This is a genomic window from Pseudomonas sp. B6(2017) (assembly GCF_002112765.1).
GTDB classification, from domain to species: Bacteria; Pseudomonadota; Gammaproteobacteria; order Pseudomonadales; family Pseudomonadaceae; genus Aquipseudomonas; species Aquipseudomonas piscis.
Genome location: NZ_NEIQ01000008.1, coordinates 109,424 through 128,926, shown reverse-complemented (window position 1 = coordinate 128,926; position 19,503 = coordinate 109,424). Strand labels below are relative to the sequence as shown.

Sequence of the window (19,503 nt, the reverse complement as noted above, 5' to 3'; positions counted from 1 at the left end):
ACAAGGAACGCCTGCATGCCAGCCATCACGGGCGGCGCACCGGTATTGCTGCTGGGGCTGGACTTCGGCTCCACCACCAGCAGCGCGCTGATCGCCCAGGCCAGCCTCAGCAGCCATTGCGTCACCGGACGCATGGCCCTCAATGAACCCCGCGTGCTGTTTCGCGGCGACCCGGTGTTCACGCCGTTCAAGGACGACATCATCGACACCGGGGCCATCGGCGACTTGATCGAAGGCTGGCTGGAACAGGCCGGAGTCCGCCCGCAACAGCTGTTTTCCGGCGGAGTGATCATCACCGGCCTGGCCGCCCGGCGGCACAATGCCCAGGCCCTGGCGCACCAGGTAGGACAGCTGCTCGGCAACGCCCTGGTGACCCGGGCCGACGACGGCGGCCTGGAATCCTGGCTGGCCTTCATGGGCAGCTGTTCGGCCCTGAGCCGTTTCCATCGCCAGCAGCCACTGCTCAACCTGGATATCGGCGGCGGTACCACCAATGCCGCCTGGGGCCTGGATGGCAACGTCCTGGCCAGCGGTTGCCACTTCATCGGCGCCCGGCACTTGCAATTCCACCCCGGTAGCTATCGGCTCAGGGAACTCTCGGCGTTCGGCCGGGCCCTGCTCCAGCACCTGGGCATCGCCAGGGAATCCGGCCAGGAGCTCATGCCCCTGGAGCGGGACGCCGTTCTCGCCTGGTACGTCGCGGCGCTGCTGGCCATCGCCGAAGGCGACCGGGCGTTCTTCACAGGACCGCTGGGCCGGCTGGTCGAGCAATTGCCGCTGCTCTTGCCCCAAGGCCATGCAAGCGCCGCGTTGACCTTTTCCGGCGGCGTCGGCGAGCTGCTCTATCGCCACCTGCAAGGCGAAACGCTGCCCGGCACCACCTTCTATGGCGACCTGGGTATCGACCTGGCCCTGGCCATCGCTCGCCAGCCCCGACTGGTGGGGGACGCCACCCGACTGCTGCCGGAAAACCGCGGGCGAGCCACGGTCTATGGCCTGACCCTGCACAACACCGAGATTTCCGGCAGCACCCTGTTCTTGCCACGACCACAAGTGCTGCCGCTCAAGGACCTGCCCATCGTTGCGCGCCTGCCCATCGATGCCAGCGAGCGCCAACTGCGCGACGCCCTGGGCCTGGCCCTGGGCAGCCGCGACGGCGCCTGCCTGCAATTGCTCGATGACGGCCAGGTTCCCCGGCTGGAGCAGGTCCGCCAGCTGGGCACGCGCCTGGCCCAAGCCCTGCAAGCCGCGGCCCCGGAGCCGCAGTGGCCACTGGTGCTGCTGCTGGAAAGCAACATCGGCAAGGTCCTGGGCAACTACGCCACTGACTGGGGGCGCAGTGCCTGCAACCTGATCGTCATCGACGAGGTACGCGAGCGCTCGGCGCACTTCATCAACCTGGGAAAACCCCATCAGCACATCGTGCCCGTCGCCTTCTACGGCGTGCACTGAGGCGATGCGAACCAAGGAGAGTCCTGCCATGCCACTCACCGAACTCCAGCACATCCGCCTGCCCGAGATACCCGCCGAGCGCAGCTACGGCACCCGGGTCCTGGATCGCGAGATCCACTTCGCCAACCTCAAGGCGGTGCTCGGCGCCGCCGACATCAGCAAGGCCGGGGACCGCGTGGCTGGCCTCGCAGCGGCCGACGAAATCACTCGCGAAGCGGCCCGCAAGGTGCTCTCGGAGCTGACCCTGGGCCACTACTTCGAGCACCCTCTCACCGACCGCCACGGCCGTATCGACAGCGTGATGCAGGTCAACTACGACATCGACCACCAGGTGTTCGCCGAGATATCCGGGCTGACCCTGGGCGCCCTCAAGGACCGCCTGCTGCGCAGCCACGGCACGCAGATCCGCCGCATCGGCACGGGCCTGACCGGGGTGATGGTCGCCGCCCTGGCCAAGCTCCTGGACGTGCACGAGCTGATCCTGCTGTCCAAGAAGCTCAAGAGTGGTGCGGCCGCCAAGGCCCGGACCCTGGTGGGCCTGCCTGGCACCCTGTCGTCACGCTTGCAGCCCAACCACCCCACCGACAACCTCAGCGGCATCACCCTGCTGGTGTACACCGGGCTGAGCATGGGCTCGGGCGACGCGCTGATCGGCCTCAACCCGGCCATCGACACCGTGGACAACATCAGCGCCACCCTGCGCCATCTGGACAAATTGCGCCGGGAAACCGGAGCGCCGACGCAGATCTGCGTGCTGTCGCACATCAAGACCCAACTGGCCTGCCTGGACCAGGGCGCGCCGGTGGAAATCATGTTCCAGAGCCTGGCGGGCACCGAGCGCACCCTGACCGACGAGTTCGACGTCACCGTGCAACTGCTCGACCAGGCCTGGCAGGCCATGGCCGAGCGGGGCCCGCTCAGGGACGTGGCGGAAAACTTCATGTACTTCGAGACCGGCCAGGGCAGCGAGCTGACCTACGGCAAGCACGAAGGCATCGACATGACCACCTGCGAAGCGCTGTGCTACGGCCTGGCCCGGCGCTACCGCCCGTACATGGTCAACAACGTCACCGGTTTCATCGGCCCGGAAACCCACCTCGACAATTTCGAGATGACCTACGCCTGCCTGCAGGACCAGTTCATGGGCAAGCTGCTGGGCCTGCCCATGGGCATGGCGCCCTGCTACACCTTGCACTCCCAGGTGACCCTGGAAGGCCAGCAGATGGCCACCGAGCTGCTGACCGCGGCCGGCGCCAACTTCTTCATGGACGTGTACCTGAGCACCGACCGCATGCTGGCCTACTTCGACACCAGCGCCCACGACAACCAGACCCTGCGCGAAGTCCACGACCTGGCACCGGCTCCGGAGTACCTGCGCTGGGCCCTGGGCAAGGGGATCTTCCAGGAGGATGCCCATGGCAACGTCGAGCGCGGGCCGAACTGGGGCAACCCGCGGATCTTCTGCGAGTCGGACATCGACTTCCAGCGCCTGCTGGAGTCCACCCCGGCCACCTACGGCTTCGACAATGCCGGGCCGCGCCCGGCCAACAACGTCTCGCGCATCGTGCGGGCCAACCTGGCGGTAGCCCGGGAGGCGATCTACGTCGACCTGCGTCCGGCCGAGTTCGGCGAGATTCCCCTGCGCGAGCTGCGCACCGCCGCCCCGGACAAGCTGGCCCACCTGCAAGACCCGGAACTGGGCGCGCGCCTGACCGAAGAGGTACTGCGCCAGCTGCAACCGGAATACAACGACGTGCAGATCGTGATTTCCGATGGTCTCAGCGCCGAGGCCATCCACCACAACATTCCCGAACTATTGCCCGTGCTGATGGATGGCCTGCGCAGCCGCGAACTGCGCGTCGGCCAGCCGATACTGGCGCCCTATGGCCGGGTCAAGCTGGCGGAATCGGTGGGCGAGGCGCTGCAACCGCAGCTGATCATTGTCTTGATCGGCGAACGTCCCGGCGGCGATGCCCTGGCCTCGCGCAGCATGTCCGCCTACCTGGGCTATCGCCTGCCGGACGACCAGGCCCGGCGCGCGGCGGCGCAGTTCAGCGGCAACCCGCAGATCGGCTACGAATACACCGTGATCTCGAACATCTACAGCGGCGGCCTGCCGCCGCTGGAAGGCGGCAGCCTGGTGGCGGAGAAGGCCTTCGCCATCCTGCAGCACCGGGCTGCCGGCAACCGTCTGGAAAACCTGCTGAAGAAGGTGGCATCCTGATGATCCGCCAGCATTCGGCAACGCCCCTACATCGTTGAAACGGAGACTGAGATGGCCCAATTTTCCCACAGCGTAGGTTCTCAGACCTATCGCTTCGACAGCCTCAAGGAAGTCATGGCCAAGGCCAGCCCCGCGCGTTCCGGGGATTTCCTGGCCGGGGTCGCCGCCCTCAACGACGGCGAGCGGGTGGCCGCCCAGATGACCCTGGCGGACATCCCCCTCAAGCACTTCCTCGAGGAGGTGCTGATTCCCTACGAGTCCGACGAAGTCACCCGACTGATCATCGACAGCCACGACAAGGCGGCCTTCGCCCCGGTCAGCCACCTGACCGTCGGTGGTTTTCGCGACTGGCTGCTCAGTGACGCCGCCGACGAGCAGAGCCTGCGCGACCTGGCCCCGGGCCTGACCCCGGAAATGGCCGCGGCGGTATCGAAGATCATGCGCCTGCAAGACCTGGTGCTGGTGGCGCAGAAAATCCGCGTGGTGACCAAGTTCCGCGGCACCCTGGGCCTGCGCGGGCGCCTGTCCACCCGCCTGCAGCCCAACCACCCCACCGACGAACCGGCCGGCATCGCCGCGAGCATTCTCGACGGCCTGCTGTACGGCAACGGCGACGCCATGATCGGCATCAACCCGGCCACCGACAGCATCGCCTCGATCTGCGCCATGCTGGAGATGCTCGACGCCATCATCCAGCGCTACGAGATTCCCACCCAGGCCTGCGTGCTGACCCACGTCACCACCTCCATCGAGGCGATCAACCGTGGCGTGCCCCTGGACCTGGTATTCCAGTCGATCGCCGGCACCGAAGCGGCCAACGCCAGCTTCGGCATCAACCTCAACATCCTCAAGGAAGGCTACGAAGCGGGGCTGAGCCTGAACCGCGGCACCCTGGGGCAGAACCTGATGTACTTCGAGACCGGCCAGGGCAGCGCGCTGTCGGCCAACGCCCACTTCGGCGTCGACCAGCAGACCTGCGAAACCCGCGCCTACGCCGTGGCGCGGCACTTCAAGCCGTTCCTGGTGAACACCGTGGTCGGTTTCATCGGGCCGGAGTACCTGTACAACGGCAAGCAGATCATCCGCGCCGGCCTGGAGGATCACTTCTGCGGCAAGCTGCTGGGCGTGCCCATGGGTTGCGACATCTGCTACACCAACCACGCCGAGGCCGACCAGGACGACATGGACAACCTGCTGACCCTGCTGGGGGTGGCCGGGATCAACTTCATCATGGGCATCCCGGGCTCCGACGACATCATGCTCAACTACCAGACCACGTCCTTCCACGACGCCCTCTACGCCCGCCAGACCCTGGGCCTGAAGCCCGCGCCCGAATTCGAGCAGTGGCTGGCGCGGACCGGGATCTTCACCCAGGCCGACGGCAAGGTGCATTTCGGCAACAACCTGCCTCCGGCCTTCCGCCAGGCACTGGCCCAGTTGGGATAAGGAACAGGCTCATGCAAAAACACCCGAGCGACTCGCAAAACCCCTGGCTGGAACTGCGCCGCCTGACTCCGGCGCGCATCGCCCTGGGCCGCACCGGCACCAGCCTGCCCACTGGCGCCCAGCTGGATTTCCAGTTCGCCCATGCCCAGGCCCGGGATGCCGTGCACCTGCCGTTCGACCATGCCGGACTCAGTGCCCAGCTGGCCGAGCGGGGCCGCGACAGCCTGCTGCTGCACAGCGCCGCCACCGATCGCCACAGCTACCTGCAACGCCCTGACCTGGGGCGCCGGCTCAGCGACGAGTCGGCCCAGGCCCTGCGCGAATACGCTCAGGCCCACCCTGGCGGGGTCGACCTGGCGGTCGTGGTGGCCGATGGCTTGTCGGCGCTGGCCGTGCATCGCCATACCCTGCCGTTCCTGGCGCGCATGGAAGAACAGACCGCCGCCGAAGGCTGGTCGCTGTCGCCGGTGATCCTGGTGGAACAGGGCCGGGTGGCGGTGGCCGATGAAATCGGCCAGCTGCTGGGCGCCAAGATGACGGTCATCCTGATCGGCGAACGCCCCGGGCTCAGCTCTCCCGACAGTCTGGGGCTATATTTCACCTACCAGCCGAAGGTCGGGCTCACCGATGCCTACCGCAACTGCATCTCCAACGTACGCCTGGAGGGCCTGAGCTACGGCATGGCCGCCCATCGGCTGTTGTACCTGATGCGCGAAGCCTGCCGCCGGCAATTGTCGGGGGTGAACCTCAAGGACGAGGCGCAGGTCCAGACCCTGGACAGCGACTCGCCCGCGGACATGAAGGGCAACTTCCTCCTGGGCCCGCCCCAAGTGTGATTTTGCAAGACGATTGCGCTTTTTAACCGCTTTGGGCAGCATCGCAACGCGGCTGCCCGAGTTCTCCAACCTGTGCCGTCACATCCACTTGAAGTTGAGAGCCATCATGCGGATTACTCAAGCAACCCTCGAGCACCTGGATCTGTTGACCCCGCTATTCGTCAAGTACCGCGAGTTCTATGGCGCCCTGCCTTACCCGGACTCTTCCCGGGCGTTCCTGGAAAAGCGCCTGCGGCGCAAGGAATCGGTGATCTACCTGGCCCTGGCCGATGACGACAGCAGCAAGTTGCTGGGCTTCTGCCAGCTCTATCCGAGCTTCTCGTCCCTGTCCCTCAAGCGTGTCTGGATCCTCAATGACATCTACGTCGCCGAGGATGCCCGCCGCCAACTGGTGGCCGACAACCTGATGCGCACCGCCAAGAAGATGGCCAAGGAAACCAATGCCGTGCGCATGCGGGTCTCCACCAGCAGCGACAACGAAGTGGCGCGCAAGACCTATGAGTCCATGGGATTTCGCGAGGACACGGAGTTCAAGAACTACATCCTGCCCATAAGCGAAGACTGAGAGCGGCCCCGGGCCTGATGCCAGCCAGTTGAGCGAGATGATCCTCTGTGGGAGCAGCCGGTCGATGCTCGTTAACGGTAGCGCGTATCGACTGGATAAACGCAGCGCCCCGAAGTCCATCGCGGGCAGGCCTCGCTCCTACCCTCTCCTTAACTGATCGGCATTCGTCCCCGGTCCCAGACCGCGGAGCCTGTCAGCGTGCCGACAGGTTGTGATCGACATGTGCCGCTACAATCTGAACACGCATTTCACCTGCCAGCCTTTATAATGCCGGCCTTTCCGCCCTCAAGAAAAGTCGCATCCCTTCATAGCCCTTTTCTCATAGCAATCGCACAGGCCTGCCGAGTCAGGCCATCACCACAGGTGCTTCAATGGATTTCAACCCGATCGACCTAATCCTCCATCTCGACGTCTATCTCGACATGCTGGTGACCAACTACGGGCCCTGGATCTACGCCATCCTGTTCCTGGTGATCTTCTGCGAGACCGGCCTGGTGGTGACCCCCTTCCTGCCGGGGGATTCGTTGCTGTTCATCGCCGGCGCGGTGGCTGCCGGTGGCGGCATGGACCCGGTGCTACTGGGCGGGCTGCTGATGCTGGCGGCGATCCTGGGTGACAGCACCAACTATGTGATCGGACGAACGGCTGGAGAACGCTTGTTCAGCAACCCCGACTCGAAGATCTTCCGCCGCGACTACCTGCAGAAAACCCACGATTTCTATGAAAAACACGGTGGCAAGACCGTGACCCTGGCGCGCTTCCTGCCCATCATCCGGACTTTCGCACCTTTCGTGGCCGGCGTGGCGAGAATGCCCTACCCGCGTTTCTTCGCTTTCAGCGTGGCGGGCACCATCCTATGGGTCGGTGGCCTGGTGACCCTGGGCTACTTCTTCGGCAACGTGCCGTTCATCAAGAAGAACCTGTCGCTGCTGGTGGTGGCGATCATCCTGCTGTCCCTGGTGCCGATGATCATCGGCGTGCTGCGCAGCCGTTTCGGGCGTGGCGCTGAAAAAGCCGGGAGCCGCTGAGCGGCATGTGGTCCTTGAGTGCCTGGCGCCGTAAACGCCGGCTGGCCAGGCATCCGGTCAGCGACCGGACCTGGCAGCAAGTCCGCCAGCAATTGCCCTTCCTCGACGGCATCAGCACCGCCGAGGACCAGTGGTTGCGCGAAGCCAGCGTGCTGTTCCTGGACGACAAGCACCTGACAGCCCTGCCAGGAGTCGAGCTGCATCAGGAACAGCGCCTGTTGCTGGCCGCCCAGGCCCAACTGCCGTTGCTGCACCTGGGCGACCTGAACTGGTACCAGGGTTTCCACGAAATCATCCTCTACCCCGACGACTTCAAAAGCCCCCAGCGCCATCGCGATGCCAGTGGCATCGAGCACGAATGGGACGGCGAACACAGCGGCGAAGCCTGGCAACAAGGGCCGGTCATCCTGGCGTGGCCCGGGGTCCTGGCCAGCGGTGGCTGGGAGGCCTACAACCTGGTGATCCATGAGCTGGCCCACAAGCTGGACATGCTCAACGGCGACGCCAACGGCCTGCCACCGCTGCACGGGGACATGCGCATCAGCGACTGGGCCAAGGTCATGCAGGCCGCCTACGACGATCTCAATCGCCAGCTGGACGAGGCCCCGGATACCGAGACAGCCATCGATCCCTACGCAGCAGAGAACCCCGCGGAATTCTTCGCGGTGACCAGCGAGTATTTCTTCAGCGCTCCGGATTTGCTGGTAGCGGCCTATCCACAGGTCTATGAACAGCTACGGTTGTTCTACCGGCAAGACCCACTGGCGAGGTTGCAGCAACTTCAGGCCCACGATCCGGTCTATCAAGCGCAGCACTGATGTCTTGCCAGGCAGTTACGTCATTCATCCGAAGGCACTGCGACAGGCCATGCCAGGCTCGCCTGCAGGGCGCCGCGACCAAGGTTCTACGACCCTTGGCACGTGGCATAGATAGCGCAGTGTGTCTATAATCTGCGCCACTTTTTGGTCAATCAACGGGGGCAACGCCCAATGAGCTACAGCAAGATTCCAGCGGGCAAGGACCTGCCGAACGACATCTACGTCGCGATCGAAATCCCGGCCAACCACGCGCCGATCAAATACGAAATCGACAAAGACAGCGACTGCCTGTTCGTTGACCGTTTCATGGCCACCCCGATGTTCTACCCGGCCAACTACGGTTTCATCCCTAACACCCTGGCCGACGACGGCGACCCCCTGGACGTGCTGGTCGTGACTCCCTATCCGGTCGCCCCGGGTTCGGTGATCCGTGCTCGTCCGGTCGGCATCCTGAACATGACCGACGATGGCGGCGGCGACGCCAAGGTGATCGCCGTTCCTCACGACAAACTGTCCCAGCTGTACGTCGACGTGAAGGAATACACCGACCTGCCAGCGCTGCTGCTGGAGCAGATCAAGCACTTCTTCGAGAACTATAAGGATCTGGAGAAAGGCAAGTGGGTGAAGATCGATGGCTGGGGCAACGCTGACGCCGCCCGCGCCGAGATCCAGAAGTCGGTTGCCGCCTACAAGGGCTAAGAAGCAGCTACAAGCTTCGAGCGACACGCTTCAAGAAAAGCCCCGAGTGATCGGGGCTTTTTCATGGGTGACAGAAACCTGGCTGGCAGGCCGCATCCTTGCGTGCCTGGGGTCCCAGGGAAGATATTTTTCTGTTTCAGGCCTCTGGCTCGCGCTTTACGCTGGGAATTCCAGATGAATATGCGTATGCTGCGCCCCACCTTTGCGCATCGGCCCCCATGGCCAGATCGCCCGACGAGGCGGATGATTTTCCCGCCAGTCCCACAGCCAGCCGCAAGAGCTGGGTGTACGTTTTGCAGGCTGGTGCGGTTTACCAAAAATAAGCCAAGCCAGCCCTCGAGAAGCCGGCCACAAGCCGGCTTTTTAATGCCCGTAGCTAAAACTTTAGTGGTTCAAAAGGCCTTTCTGGATCAAAGCCCATGCCTAAGTTGGCCTGCAACTAGGCACTCGCAGCCGCCTCGCTATATTGGGATGGTTTTTTATCGCCACCAAGCATCTTCATTTGAACGAGTGCGGTTACTCCACTGAGCATTCTCGAGGGCTAGCTTCCGACCGGCATCCCACTGACAGCCGCATGCTAATCCTGATGAAAGGCGTGAACGAAAATCAAGCCATCGTGATCTAATCTCGATAGGGCTATGTAATCAGTCTGGATGAACAGATTGCCCGACCGCTAAAACATCCTTGCCATGGTGCGTCTATCTCTAGAACCCACCTTTTGCAACGACGAGTTTTGCACCGAATACTCACACTTGCTTTGTGGCGTCGAAATCAAATGGCCACTATCCGTATCGAGAGTCCTTTCAAGGCAACAAAAATGGTGAAAAACGGTTGGCACTTATCGGCAAATACCTGATAAAGGCCTTGAGGAGAGATCTCTCCTTGGCTTTGCACGAACTCCATCAAGACCCTGGGACCCCTGTGTACTGGACAATCGGCTCAGACAATTCCCACCACAAAGCAGCAAAGACCTAAAATACTCTCCCGATTTTATTATCAGGATGAGTTGAGATATGCTCAGCCGCGCTCCTCATATGGAAACTCAATTTATGACATTGATTTTATGAGAGATTTATATCGGATGTTTTTTAAGGAGACGGAACGATGAACGGAAGCACCAAACTGGCTATTACTGCCGATGACGTCCGTTCATCTGAAAGTAATTCGAACCTATCAAGCTCTAGAGCGAGCCTAAATCGAACGACAACTGATTCGGACTCAGAAGGCACGTCAAATCAGTCGCGTGATCGCATACTCATTCCTACTGTTCTTTGCGGCGGCGCCGGCTCCAGATTGTGGCCTGTTTCACGCGAATTGCATCCCAAGCCCTTTATTCGTCTAACAGACGGCCAGAGCCTGCTACAGAAAGCCTTTCTACGCGGAGCACAGTTGCTTGGTGCCGCAGAGGTGCTTACTGTTACCAATCGAGAGCTGTTCTTTAAGACTGACGATGAATATCGCGAAGTGAATGCTGCTGGGGTGGCTACCTCGTTCATACTCGAACCGGTGGGTCGAAACACCGCCGCAGCCATTGCCGCAGCAACATTGCAAGTCGCCAGCACCCATGGCGGGGATGCCATCATGCTGGTGTTGGCCGCCGACCACCTCATATCCGATCATATCGCTTTTGAAGAAGCAGTCACGACCGCATGTGCGCTGGCAGAGCAAGGCAAACTGGTGACGTTTGGTATCCAGCCCGACGCGCCCGAGACAGGTTACGGGTATATCGAAGCGCAAGGGCAGCGCGTCATTCAATTCGTCGAAAAGCCCTCTTTGCAAAAGGCGGAGGAATACCTAGCCTCAGGGAACTTCTATTGGAACTCCGGAATGTTCTGCTTCACAGCAAAAACGATGCTGCAAGCAATGGAGCAGCACTGTCCCGATATTCTAAACGCCACCCAAAACTGCATCGCCCAATCCCAGACCTCCAAAGGCCCTGGTCTTATTCAGGTGAAATTGGACTTGGATAAGTTTTCCGCGGTTCCGGAAGACTCCATTGATTATGCGATCATGGAGAAATCCCAGAATGTTGCAGTTGTCCCATGCAAGATTGGATGGAGCGACATCGGATCCTGGACTGCACTAGGTGACCTGACCCCGTCGGATGCGGAAGGTAACCGAGTAGAAGGCGAGGTATCGTTGCATCACACCAGAAACTGCACCATTCACAGCAAGGACCGCATGGTTGGAGTCGTAGGAGCGAACAACCTCGTCATTATTGATACAGCTGATGCTCTTCTGGTTGTTGACAAATCCTGCACTCAGAATGTGAAAAACATCTATTCTGATCTTAAAGCTAGGGGGCATGAAGCGCACAAGCTGCACAGGACCGCACATCGTCCTTGGGGAACATATACAGTACTGGAAGAAGGTAAAGGCTTCAAAATCAAGCGTATTGAGGTCAAACCCGGCTCAAGCTTGAGCCTGCAAATGCACCGTCACCGCAGTGAGCACTGGGTTGTAGTAAGCGGCCAGGCAAAAGTGGTCAATGGTGAACGAGAAGTCTTGATCAAAACCAACGAGTCAACTTTTATTCCAGCAGGCCACAAGCATAGATTGACCAATCCTGGAGCAGAAACTTGTGTGATGATTGAAGTTCAAAGCGGCGAATATCTCGGAGAGGATGACATCATCCGCTTTGAAGATAATTATGGTCGGGCAAATTAACTGAACGTTCGGGATACATTTCATGCAAGCAAATGGAAGTAACAACCCAAACTTATCTGACAGCTCTTTTTTCCATGGGCGCAAAGTATGGGTAACAGGACATGGAGGCATGCTTGGTGCCGCCATGGTTAGGAACTTGCAGAATAAAGGGGCAAGTTTACTGCTTACCTCCAGATCCGAATTGGATTTGACTAACCAATCGGCGGTATTGGATTGGGCAGAAAAAAATAAACCAGAGTTGATTTTTCATATCGCAGCGAAAGTTGGCGGGATTTATGCTAATGCTACCCTACCCTCCGACTTTCTGCGCGAGAATCTATTAATTCAAACAAGCGTGATTGATGCCGCTTATAAAGTCGGGACTCAAAAGCTTGTATTCGTAGCATCCAACTGTACCTATCCGACCCTCGCCAAGAACCCGATCTCGGAAGATTCTTTGCTAACGGGCATGTTCGACCAGAATATCCGCGCTTACGCTATCAGCAAAATTGCCGGCATTGAGATGTGCCGTGCATACCATCGCCAACATGGTTGTGATTTCATTTCCATCATCCCGCCCAATCTCTACGGCCCCGGTGACAACTATCATCCCGAACACGGTCATGTTGTAGCGGGAATCTTGCGAAGAATACATGAAGCGAAGCAGTCAGGAAGTAAAGAATTCGTAGTATGGGGAGATGGCACCCCGAGAAGAGAGCTTCTTCATGTCGATGACCTTGCCAGTGCCCTGGAGTTCGTCATGAAGTCACCGACAACACACGACCTCTATAATGTCGGTTGTGGTCACGATCTGACAATTGCAGAGATAGCAAAAATAGCCTCTGAAGTTGTTGGATTTGAAGGCAATATCTCCTACGACACATCCAAGCCCAACGGCACCATGCGTAAGCTACTTGATAGCTCACGTATACGTGATCTTGGATGGCAAGCAAACATCAACGAGCGTGATGGTATGCAAAGCGCCTACGCTGACTTCCTGAGTAGATACTAAATTCATGACAGAGCAACCTTTTGTAATACCGTCCGGCGCAATTGGTCGATTTGCTATCGTAAAACTTTGGCCTGAAATCAAAACAGCGGAAGACGAGTGTATTGCGCGCCTGAAAATAGCCGCGCAAAACCTAGGCATCGAATGCATAGAAGTTCATGCGGACGGCAGTTTTCTTTCTCACCCCCAAGTAAAAGCATCGAAAGAAAATGTAGATTTCGTTCTTCATCTACACTATGACACGCCTAAACAGTACGATGCCTTTTCCATTGTGGCACTCTGGAATCCATTGAGATTTTATCATGAGTGGGGTTACGAAAGAACTTCGCGAAACCTGACTACACACGATGACTTTATCAGTTGTAGTTCAGATGCGGCGGACGATCATGTAGCTAGAATGGTAAGAAATACTTTTACCCACCTACCTGCCCGGTTCCATCTGTACCACTCTACTGCAGATGTAGTCTATCCACCGGCACTTGGCGATGGCAAACTATTTTATGCGGGAATCAACTGGGAGGCTATTAGCGGTGGAGCCTCCCGCCATCAGGAAGTTTTAAAGCGTCTTGATACAACAGGGTTAATGCGCATTTATGGCCCAACTATATTCCAAGGCGTGAGAGTTTGGGCTGGATATGAAAGCTACGTAAAAGAGATTCCCTTTGACGGGATTTCGATGATGGATGAGATATCCAAAGCGGGCATTGCATTAGTCCTATCATCCCAGGCTCACAAAGAGTCTGAATTGATGTCCAATCGTCTATTCGAGAGTATTGCATCTGGCGCTCTCATTATCTGCGATGAGAACCCCTTCGCTAAAAAATTTTTTGGCGATTCATTACTTTATATCGATAGCCGCTCCCCGGTAGAACAGATATATTCTGACATTGTCAAGCATCTGGAATGGGTCAAGAAGAATCCGGCTCAAGCACTGGAAATGATTGAGAAAGCCCAAGATATTTTCCGGCAGCGTTTCACTCTGACCCGCAACCTCAGAGATCTCTACGAGTCTCTTGCAGATAGAAAGCAGCAGCTACTGGAATTAAGCAATCCTTCCAACACATCTGCGATCACCCTGTCCGTCAACCTATTAATGCCCGAGTACTCACCGGCAGTACTGCAGGATCATTTAAAAAGCATTCAGGTCCAAGACTACTCCGAATTCAAGGCCTTTCTTGTCGTAGACAAGAAAGATGCGAGTACCTTTCGACGAGACATTGAGGCAGCGGTCAATAGCTCTGGGCTGGCGATTGAGATAGTTGAAGTAGAATTCTTCAAATACGGAACTCACACCAACATAAGATCTCGCACACGCTTGGGCCAAATAATCAATGAAAGGATAACTGAAAGTCGAACTTTCGATGCCTTCATGGTTGTAGCACCCAACGAAAGATTGCAGTCCAACCATCTTACAATCCTTTGCGGAGCGCTCCGTCGCGATCCGAATACACAATGTGCGGCGACCGCTGCTCTGTTGATTGACGGCGATGCTCCCATCCATACCATTCATGAGCTAATCGATTTTGGCCATGTAAACCGTGCAGGTCCAACTGGCTATGGTCGGTTCATTTTCCGCACAAAGGGAATACCAGAAGATATTGGTATTGCTTTACCTTATTTGGACGGTCGCCCTTTAGCCGTTTTGGTCGGCGATAATGTGATTGCACAACAATTGCCAGCCTCAGTTGCTATTAATGTCCGCCAAGACTTTCCTGAAAGAACATGGGATGATGCAGCCGAAAATGAGGTTATCCATCATTACAGTTCAAAGGCCATGAACCTTGCTATTGGATTCGGGCCACGACCTGTCTTAGCAGCTCCTAGCGCCCCGACGGTTATAAAATCCAGGCTTATGAGCAAACTATTGAATCGACGCTGGATAATGGCTCAAATTCATGCCATACGTAAGCAGGGCTTAAGCGCGCGCCTCAAAGTCCTGAAAGCCAAGCTTGAGCTTTGAAACTCTAGTTCAATTTAATGCTCAACACGGAAATCGTTCTCAAGAGTGTTGTCTGAGAAGGGGTATCTTTATACCCCTTACAGAATCAGGAGAATACCTTATGAGGCTTCTAATTGTTTAACTTTATAGCTAAAAAACAAAAAATCAAACCAAATTTAAATTCAATCATTTTAAAAACCAAGCCTGAACTACAGCCCTGACCCCGCTGGGAGAATATCAATAATGCAGAGATTTTCCATTTCGCCTGCAGAAATAGTAAGTAGCTTCTGGCGAAACCGAGAACTTATATTTACGCTTATAAAACGCGAGGTTATAGGTAGATATCGCGGCTCGGTCATGGGAATACTTTGGTCTTTTTTCAACCCGATCTTGATGCTAGCAGTATATACCTTTGTATTCAGCGTAGTATTCAAGGCTCGCTGGCATAACGGCAGCGATTCAAAAATAGAATTTTCTCTCATACTTTTTGCAGGCTTGATAGTATTCAATCTATTTGCAGAGTGTGTAAACAAATCACCCACACTGATTACGTCCCACGCCAACTATGTAAAGAAAGTAATATTTCCTTTAGAAATATTACCCTGGGTAACGCTTGGCTCTGCAATGTTTCATTCCCTTATCAGCATAGGTGTCTGGTTGATCGCCTATTTTATTTTCTTTGGCACACCTCACCTAACTGTACTCCTGCTACCAGTCGTATTGCTACCCTTGCTCATGTTCATCATGGGGATCACTTGGACCCTGTCGTCGCTGGGAGTGTATCTACGGGACATACCACACTTCATCGGAACAGTTACCACTGTGATGATGTTTCTTTCGCCTATCTTCTACTCTATAAATATTCTTCCAGAACAATACCGCCCTCTTTTTATGGCAAACCCGCTGACCCCGATCATCGAGCAAACAAGAGAGGTCTTATTTATTGGGATTGCACCCGACTTTACCGTGCTGGCGCTTTACCTATTTGGATCTATACTAATTGGCTGTATTGGATTTATATGCTTTCAGAAAACGCGAAAAGGTTTTGCTGATGTCCTCTGAAATTGCCATCACGGTTGAAAATTTAAGTAAGTGTTATCAAATTTATGAACAACCAAGAGACCGTTTGAAACAAGCTATCATTCCGAGGCTCCAGCGCTTCACAGGAAGTAACGTAAAGCAGTATTTTCAAGAGTTCTGGGCTCTTAGAGATGTAAGTTTCGAAGTAAAAAAGGGCGAGTCCGTTGGAATTATCGGCAGGAACGGGAGTGGAAAAAGCACCTTACTCCAGATAATTACTGGCACTTTGATGCCAACCACGGGAACGGTGACCACTCATGGCCGAATCGCCGCCCTGCTCGAATTAGGATCCGGCTTCGACCCAGATTTTACTGGTCGAGAGAATGTGTATCTTAACGGCGCATTGCTTGGCATCAGTAATCACGAGATTGATGAGCGTTTTGATAGCATTGCGTCATTTGCCGATATTGGAGAACATCTCGACCAACCGGTAAAGACTTACTCCAGCGGGATGCTTGTGCGATTGGCTTTTGCAGTTCAGGTCCAAGTAGAACCAGACATATTGATCGTTGATGAAGCACTGGCAGTGGGCGATGCCTTGTTCCAGAAACGTTGCTTTCAGCGCATCGAAAAGCTGGTTTCAAATGGCACGACTGTTTTATTCGTCTCCCATGAACAAGAAAGTGTCAGGACGCTGACCAATCGCGCCTTGCTATTGAAGGACGGCCGGCCCCGGGCCTGGGGCTTGTCTTCCGATGTGGTGCTGGAGTATCGGCGCTTGCTGCATGAGGAAGAAACGGCCTATCTGTCTTCTATCGTCAAAGAGGCAACGGTAAACAGAAACGAGGAGGCGCAATCAAGGCCAACGCTCGAGGACAGCACCTCCCGATCGGATAAAATGTCGTTTGGAGACGGCGGAGTGACGATCATTGGCGTCCAGACGCTCAATGACGAAAATCAGGCTTGCAATATCTACTATCCAGGACAGGTCTTGAGGATCAAGGTCACCTGCCGCTCCACCATCAAAATCGACAAATTGAACGTTGCGATACGTATTCGTAATAAAGAAGGCGTCAAAATATATTCGTGGGGCACCTTGAACCAAGACATGGCCGCCATTGCCTCAGGTAATGGCAGGAAGCTGTTCTGGAACAGGCTCGTTGAGCCTGGAGAGCAATTCGAGGTGATTCTAGAGGCACCTTGTGATCTCGGAGCAAATCTATACGAGATTCAAGCGGCCATTTCTCATGAAGACACTCCTGATTATCAATCCCAGCGGATGTTGCACTGGGTCGATGAAGCCGCTTTTTTCCAGGTCATGATGATGATGGACAGATATTTCTTCGGTGGCGTGTCCGACCTGAGAATGGGTGCGAAATGGTGATGACACTGAAAAGTCAGAAGGCTTATTGATGACTGATTATAGAGCTGAGTATGACGACTATTGGTCCCGAGCCGATAGAATCGGTGAATCCAGTGGTGATGTTGAGGTCGTGGCAGATCATATTGTCGACACGTGCGGTCTCGGCAGCGTGCTTGACCTTGGTTCAGGCGAAGGTCATCTGGTCGGCGCTCTCCTGCGCCGAGGCGTAGATGCGAAAGGCCTTGATGTAAGTGCTGTAGTGGTTGAACGCTGCAATGAAAGATTGCCGGGACGTTTCCTGCACGGCTCGATCCTTGCCCTTCCTTTCGATGACGATGCGTTCCATACCATCGTCTCGACAGATTGTATGGAGCACCTGGCCAAGGAAGACGTCCCCCAGGCACTCAGCGAGATCTTCAGGGTCGCTAGCAAATATGTATTTTTGCAGCTGGCAACTACCCAAGATAGAGACGGGCATTGGCACTTAACAGTCGAAGGGCGTGCATGGTGGGAATCCACATGCTTTGCAGCCGGGTTCAGAAAGCATCCTAATTATTACCGCCTGAATGAATATGAAGCGCTTAATAATGACGGTTGGCAAATCTATATCCTGTTGGAAAAGATTCCTCCTGTAGCGCTGTACGACTATCCGTTGGAGTCTCTGAATGCAGAGCGTGGCCTGCATATGGACATGACACGTGATACCGGAGAACGTTCAGACGCTCACATCATTCGCTATCAATGGGCGTGCAATTACATTAAGCCAGGCGATCGCGTGCTGGATGCTGCATGTGGGCTTGGTTACGGTGGTCATGTCGTTCGCCATCTGACCGAAGCAGCATCGGTTACAGGTATTGACGGCAGTGAATATGCTATCGATTACGCGAAGAAGTCTTTCCCTTTCAAAGGAAACAGAGCGGAATATCTGGTCGGCATGCTCCCGGAGGCCCTATCACAATATGAGGATGGCTCCTTCGACATCGTCATCTCGTTTGAAACTTTGGAGCATGTTGAAAAGCCAAGGGAATTGCTTCAGGAATTCTATCGAGTCCTTACCCCCGGCGGCAGGGTCATTGTCAGCGTTCCCAACGACTGGAGTGATGAAACCGGAACCGATCCGAATCCTTTCCATCTTCATGTCTATGATTGGAAGCGACTGACATCCGAGCTGACCGCCAGCTTTTTGCTGGAAGACGCTTATGCGCAGACTGCCAGCCAAGTGAAAATTGGAGGGCAAGGTTGCGTCTGGGAACGCCGTGATCGATCACTCAAGCAGGTGACGCTATCCGATGAGTCACCAGTGGACTGCGAATGGTGGCTGATGACAGCAATGAAGTCGCCGCTTGAGCCCAGTCAACATTATGAAGAGCGCGTTTTTTCAAATATTGCCGGCTCCGGGCATCCGTCTATTCGTTACTCAGAATATTTCGAAAATCCATGGCTCGTCTACGCCATGGTCAATGTCAGTTACCGCCTAAAGAATACGAAGGCACTGATGGCGCTTGCTGAGCAGGTGATACACACCATGCCCTCGTCATCCAATGATTACGCTGCCGCTCTTTGCGTAAAGGCTTATTCTCTTCTTGAATCTAACACCGCAAACGCTGCTGTTATACATGAGACACTCGTAAAGATTGATCACCTTACAGCACAGGATTGTAAGGATCTCATGAGCGTACGCTGGAAAGTTTCACTTCTGATGGTCAAAGGCAAATTGCTTCAAGCCATTGGCTGCCTGGAAGAAGCAAGAGATGCCTTTGCTGCATGCGCTGAAGTTGATATTCATGAGTTTGGTATTCACTTAGCCACTAAAATCACCGAGTCTTTCTACCAAGCAGGTAAAATTTCCTACTCGCTTGGAAAAATCGATGAAGCGCGGCAGAGCTGGACGAACGGTATTTCTTTTGGCCAAACCCTGCTTGAAGCTTCGCCTGAAGAAATACTTATCGAGCAAGACTACCCAAACCGCTTCAATAACGGTGATGGGGTCCGCGAATACACTGTTTCCTGGGACAACATTGCAAGATGCGCAAATGGCCTGCATTTGCTGAATCTTGGCTATGGCCTGAGCTATCAATCCTTGGAGAGCTGCCTCCAAACTGAATATAGAAGCGTCAACAATCAGCTATCCACAGTTCGTCAAACGTTGATTGAGCGCACTCGGCTTCTTGAAAAAACCAAGAATGAACTTGCAGAGCTTAATCGCGATTTGATCGACACTCGTCAGACGCTGATTGAACGTACTAGACTGCTAGAGCAAGCCAACAGTGAACTCGTTGATCGAACAGCGGACCTAGTGAACACGCGTCAAGCGCTGATCGAACGAACAGAAAGACTGGAAAACCTTTTGAAAACCCACGAGGAATAGCCACCGAGGAGCTCAAAAGCGATGGCCATCGTCATTAATGAGCTCCAAAGCCCCAGGCAGAACAAGAACGTTTATTAACGTAAAATTTAA

14 protein-coding genes are annotated in these 19,503 nt (G+C 55.8%); all 14 read left to right on the top strand.

Annotation, left to right across the window (positions count from 1 at the left end):
* Positions 1-15: 15 nt before the first annotated feature.
* The 14 genes from CAG11_RS15330 to CAG11_RS15265 all read left to right on the top strand — a co-directional run bounded on the left by CAG11_RS15330 (position 16) and on the right by CAG11_RS15265 (position 19,413).
* Entirely contained in the window at positions 16-1,452 is a 1,437-nt protein-coding gene (locus CAG11_RS15330) for an ethanolamine ammonia-lyase reactivating factor EutA (protein ID WP_085596950.1), read from the top strand.
* Between the two features lie 28 nt (positions 1,453-1,480).
* The gene (locus CAG11_RS15325; protein ID WP_053134829.1) at positions 1,481-3,676 is read left to right on the top strand and encodes an ethanolamine ammonia-lyase; all 2,196 of its coding nucleotides are present in this window, start codon (positions 1,481-1,483) and stop codon (positions 3,674-3,676) included.
* A gap of 51 nt (positions 3,677-3,727) precedes the next feature.
* Complete coding sequence (locus CAG11_RS15320) at positions 3,728-5,122, top strand: ethanolamine ammonia-lyase subunit EutB (protein WP_022641227.1); 1,395 nt, start codon at positions 3,728-3,730, stop codon at positions 5,120-5,122.
* An 11-nt stretch (positions 5,123-5,133) separates the two neighbouring features.
* The gene (gene eutC / locus CAG11_RS15315) at positions 5,134-5,958 is read left to right on the top strand and encodes an ethanolamine ammonia-lyase subunit EutC (RefSeq protein ID WP_022641228.1); all 825 of its coding nucleotides are present in this window, start codon (positions 5,134-5,136) and stop codon (positions 5,956-5,958) included.
* Between the two features lie 106 nt (positions 5,959-6,064).
* Entirely contained in the window at positions 6,065-6,523 is a 459-nt protein-coding gene (locus CAG11_RS15310) for an N-acetyltransferase (protein WP_031320590.1), read from the top strand.
* A 371-nt stretch (positions 6,524-6,894) separates the two neighbouring features.
* On the top strand, positions 6,895-7,551 hold the full coding sequence (locus tag CAG11_RS15305; protein WP_022641230.1) for a DedA family protein: 657 nt from the start codon (positions 6,895-6,897) through the stop codon (positions 7,549-7,551).
* Between the two features lie 5 nt (positions 7,552-7,556).
* Positions 7,557-8,369 carry a zinc-dependent peptidase gene (locus CAG11_RS15300; RefSeq protein ID WP_085596949.1) on the top strand — a complete coding sequence of 271 codons (813 nt, stop codon included), beginning with the start codon at positions 7,557-7,559 and terminating at the stop codon, positions 8,367-8,369.
* Positions 8,370-8,540: 171 nt separating this feature from the next.
* Entirely contained in the window at positions 8,541-9,068 is a 528-nt protein-coding gene (gene ppa, locus CAG11_RS15295) for an inorganic diphosphatase (RefSeq protein ID WP_022641232.1), read from the top strand.
* Positions 9,069-10,172: 1,104 nt separating this feature from the next.
* Positions 10,173-11,735 carry a mannose-1-phosphate guanylyltransferase/mannose-6-phosphate isomerase gene (locus tag CAG11_RS15290; protein ID WP_085596948.1) on the top strand — a complete coding sequence of 521 codons (1,563 nt, stop codon included), beginning with the start codon at positions 10,173-10,175 and terminating at the stop codon, positions 11,733-11,735.
* A gap of 22 nt (positions 11,736-11,757) precedes the next feature.
* Positions 11,758-12,726 carry a GDP-L-fucose synthase gene (locus CAG11_RS15285; RefSeq protein WP_085596947.1) on the top strand — a complete coding sequence of 323 codons (969 nt, stop codon included), beginning with the start codon at positions 11,758-11,760 and terminating at the stop codon, positions 12,724-12,726.
* Between the two features lie 4 nt (positions 12,727-12,730).
* Entirely contained in the window at positions 12,731-14,683 is a 1,953-nt protein-coding gene (locus CAG11_RS15280) for a glycosyltransferase (RefSeq protein WP_085596946.1), read from the top strand.
* Between the two features lie 222 nt (positions 14,684-14,905).
* Positions 14,906-15,724, top strand: coding sequence for an ABC transporter permease (locus CAG11_RS15275; RefSeq protein WP_085596945.1), 819 nt, complete (start codon positions 14,906-14,908; stop codon positions 15,722-15,724).
* Positions 15,714-17,066, top strand: coding sequence for an ABC transporter ATP-binding protein (locus CAG11_RS15270; protein WP_085596944.1), 1,353 nt, complete (start codon positions 15,714-15,716; stop codon positions 17,064-17,066). Before CAG11_RS15275 ends, CAG11_RS15270 begins: the two co-directional genes overlap by 11 nt.
* A gap of 28 nt (positions 17,067-17,094) precedes the next feature.
* Positions 17,095-19,413: a methyltransferase domain-containing protein gene (locus tag CAG11_RS15265; protein WP_085596943.1), complete on the top strand. Its 2,319-nt coding sequence runs from the start codon at positions 17,095-17,097 to the stop codon at positions 19,411-19,413.
* Positions 19,414-19,503: the final 90 nt, after the last annotated feature.

Coding starts and splice junctions, on each gene's coding strand:
- CAG11_RS15325 (WP_053134829.1), top strand. CDS start 1,481: ATGCCACTCACCGAACTCCAGCACATCCGCCTGCCCGAGATACCCGCC.
- CAG11_RS15330 (WP_085596950.1), top strand. CDS start 16: ATGCCAGCCATCACGGGCGGCGCACCGGTATTGCTGCTGGGGCTGGAC.
- CAG11_RS15300 (WP_085596949.1), top strand. CDS start 7,557: ATGTGGTCCTTGAGTGCCTGGCGCCGTAAACGCCGGCTGGCCAGGCAT.
- CAG11_RS15285 (WP_085596947.1), top strand. CDS start 11,758: ATGCAAGCAAATGGAAGTAACAACCCAAACTTATCTGACAGCTCTTTT.
- CAG11_RS15280 (WP_085596946.1), top strand. CDS start 12,731: ATGACAGAGCAACCTTTTGTAATACCGTCCGGCGCAATTGGTCGATTT.
- CAG11_RS15275 (WP_085596945.1), top strand. CDS start 14,906: ATGCAGAGATTTTCCATTTCGCCTGCAGAAATAGTAAGTAGCTTCTGG.
- CAG11_RS15270 (WP_085596944.1), top strand. CDS start 15,714: ATGTCCTCTGAAATTGCCATCACGGTTGAAAATTTAAGTAAGTGTTAT.
- CAG11_RS15290 (WP_085596948.1), top strand. CDS start 10,173: ATGAACGGAAGCACCAAACTGGCTATTACTGCCGATGACGTCCGTTCA.
- eutC (WP_022641228.1), top strand. CDS start 5,134: ATGCAAAAACACCCGAGCGACTCGCAAAACCCCTGGCTGGAACTGCGC.
- CAG11_RS15310 (WP_031320590.1), top strand. CDS start 6,065: ATGCGGATTACTCAAGCAACCCTCGAGCACCTGGATCTGTTGACCCCG.
- CAG11_RS15320 (WP_022641227.1), top strand. CDS start 3,728: ATGGCCCAATTTTCCCACAGCGTAGGTTCTCAGACCTATCGCTTCGAC.
- CAG11_RS15305 (WP_022641230.1), top strand. CDS start 6,895: ATGGATTTCAACCCGATCGACCTAATCCTCCATCTCGACGTCTATCTC.
- ppa (WP_022641232.1), top strand. CDS start 8,541: ATGAGCTACAGCAAGATTCCAGCGGGCAAGGACCTGCCGAACGACATC.
- CAG11_RS15265 (WP_085596943.1), top strand. CDS start 17,095: ATGACTGATTATAGAGCTGAGTATGACGACTATTGGTCCCGAGCCGAT.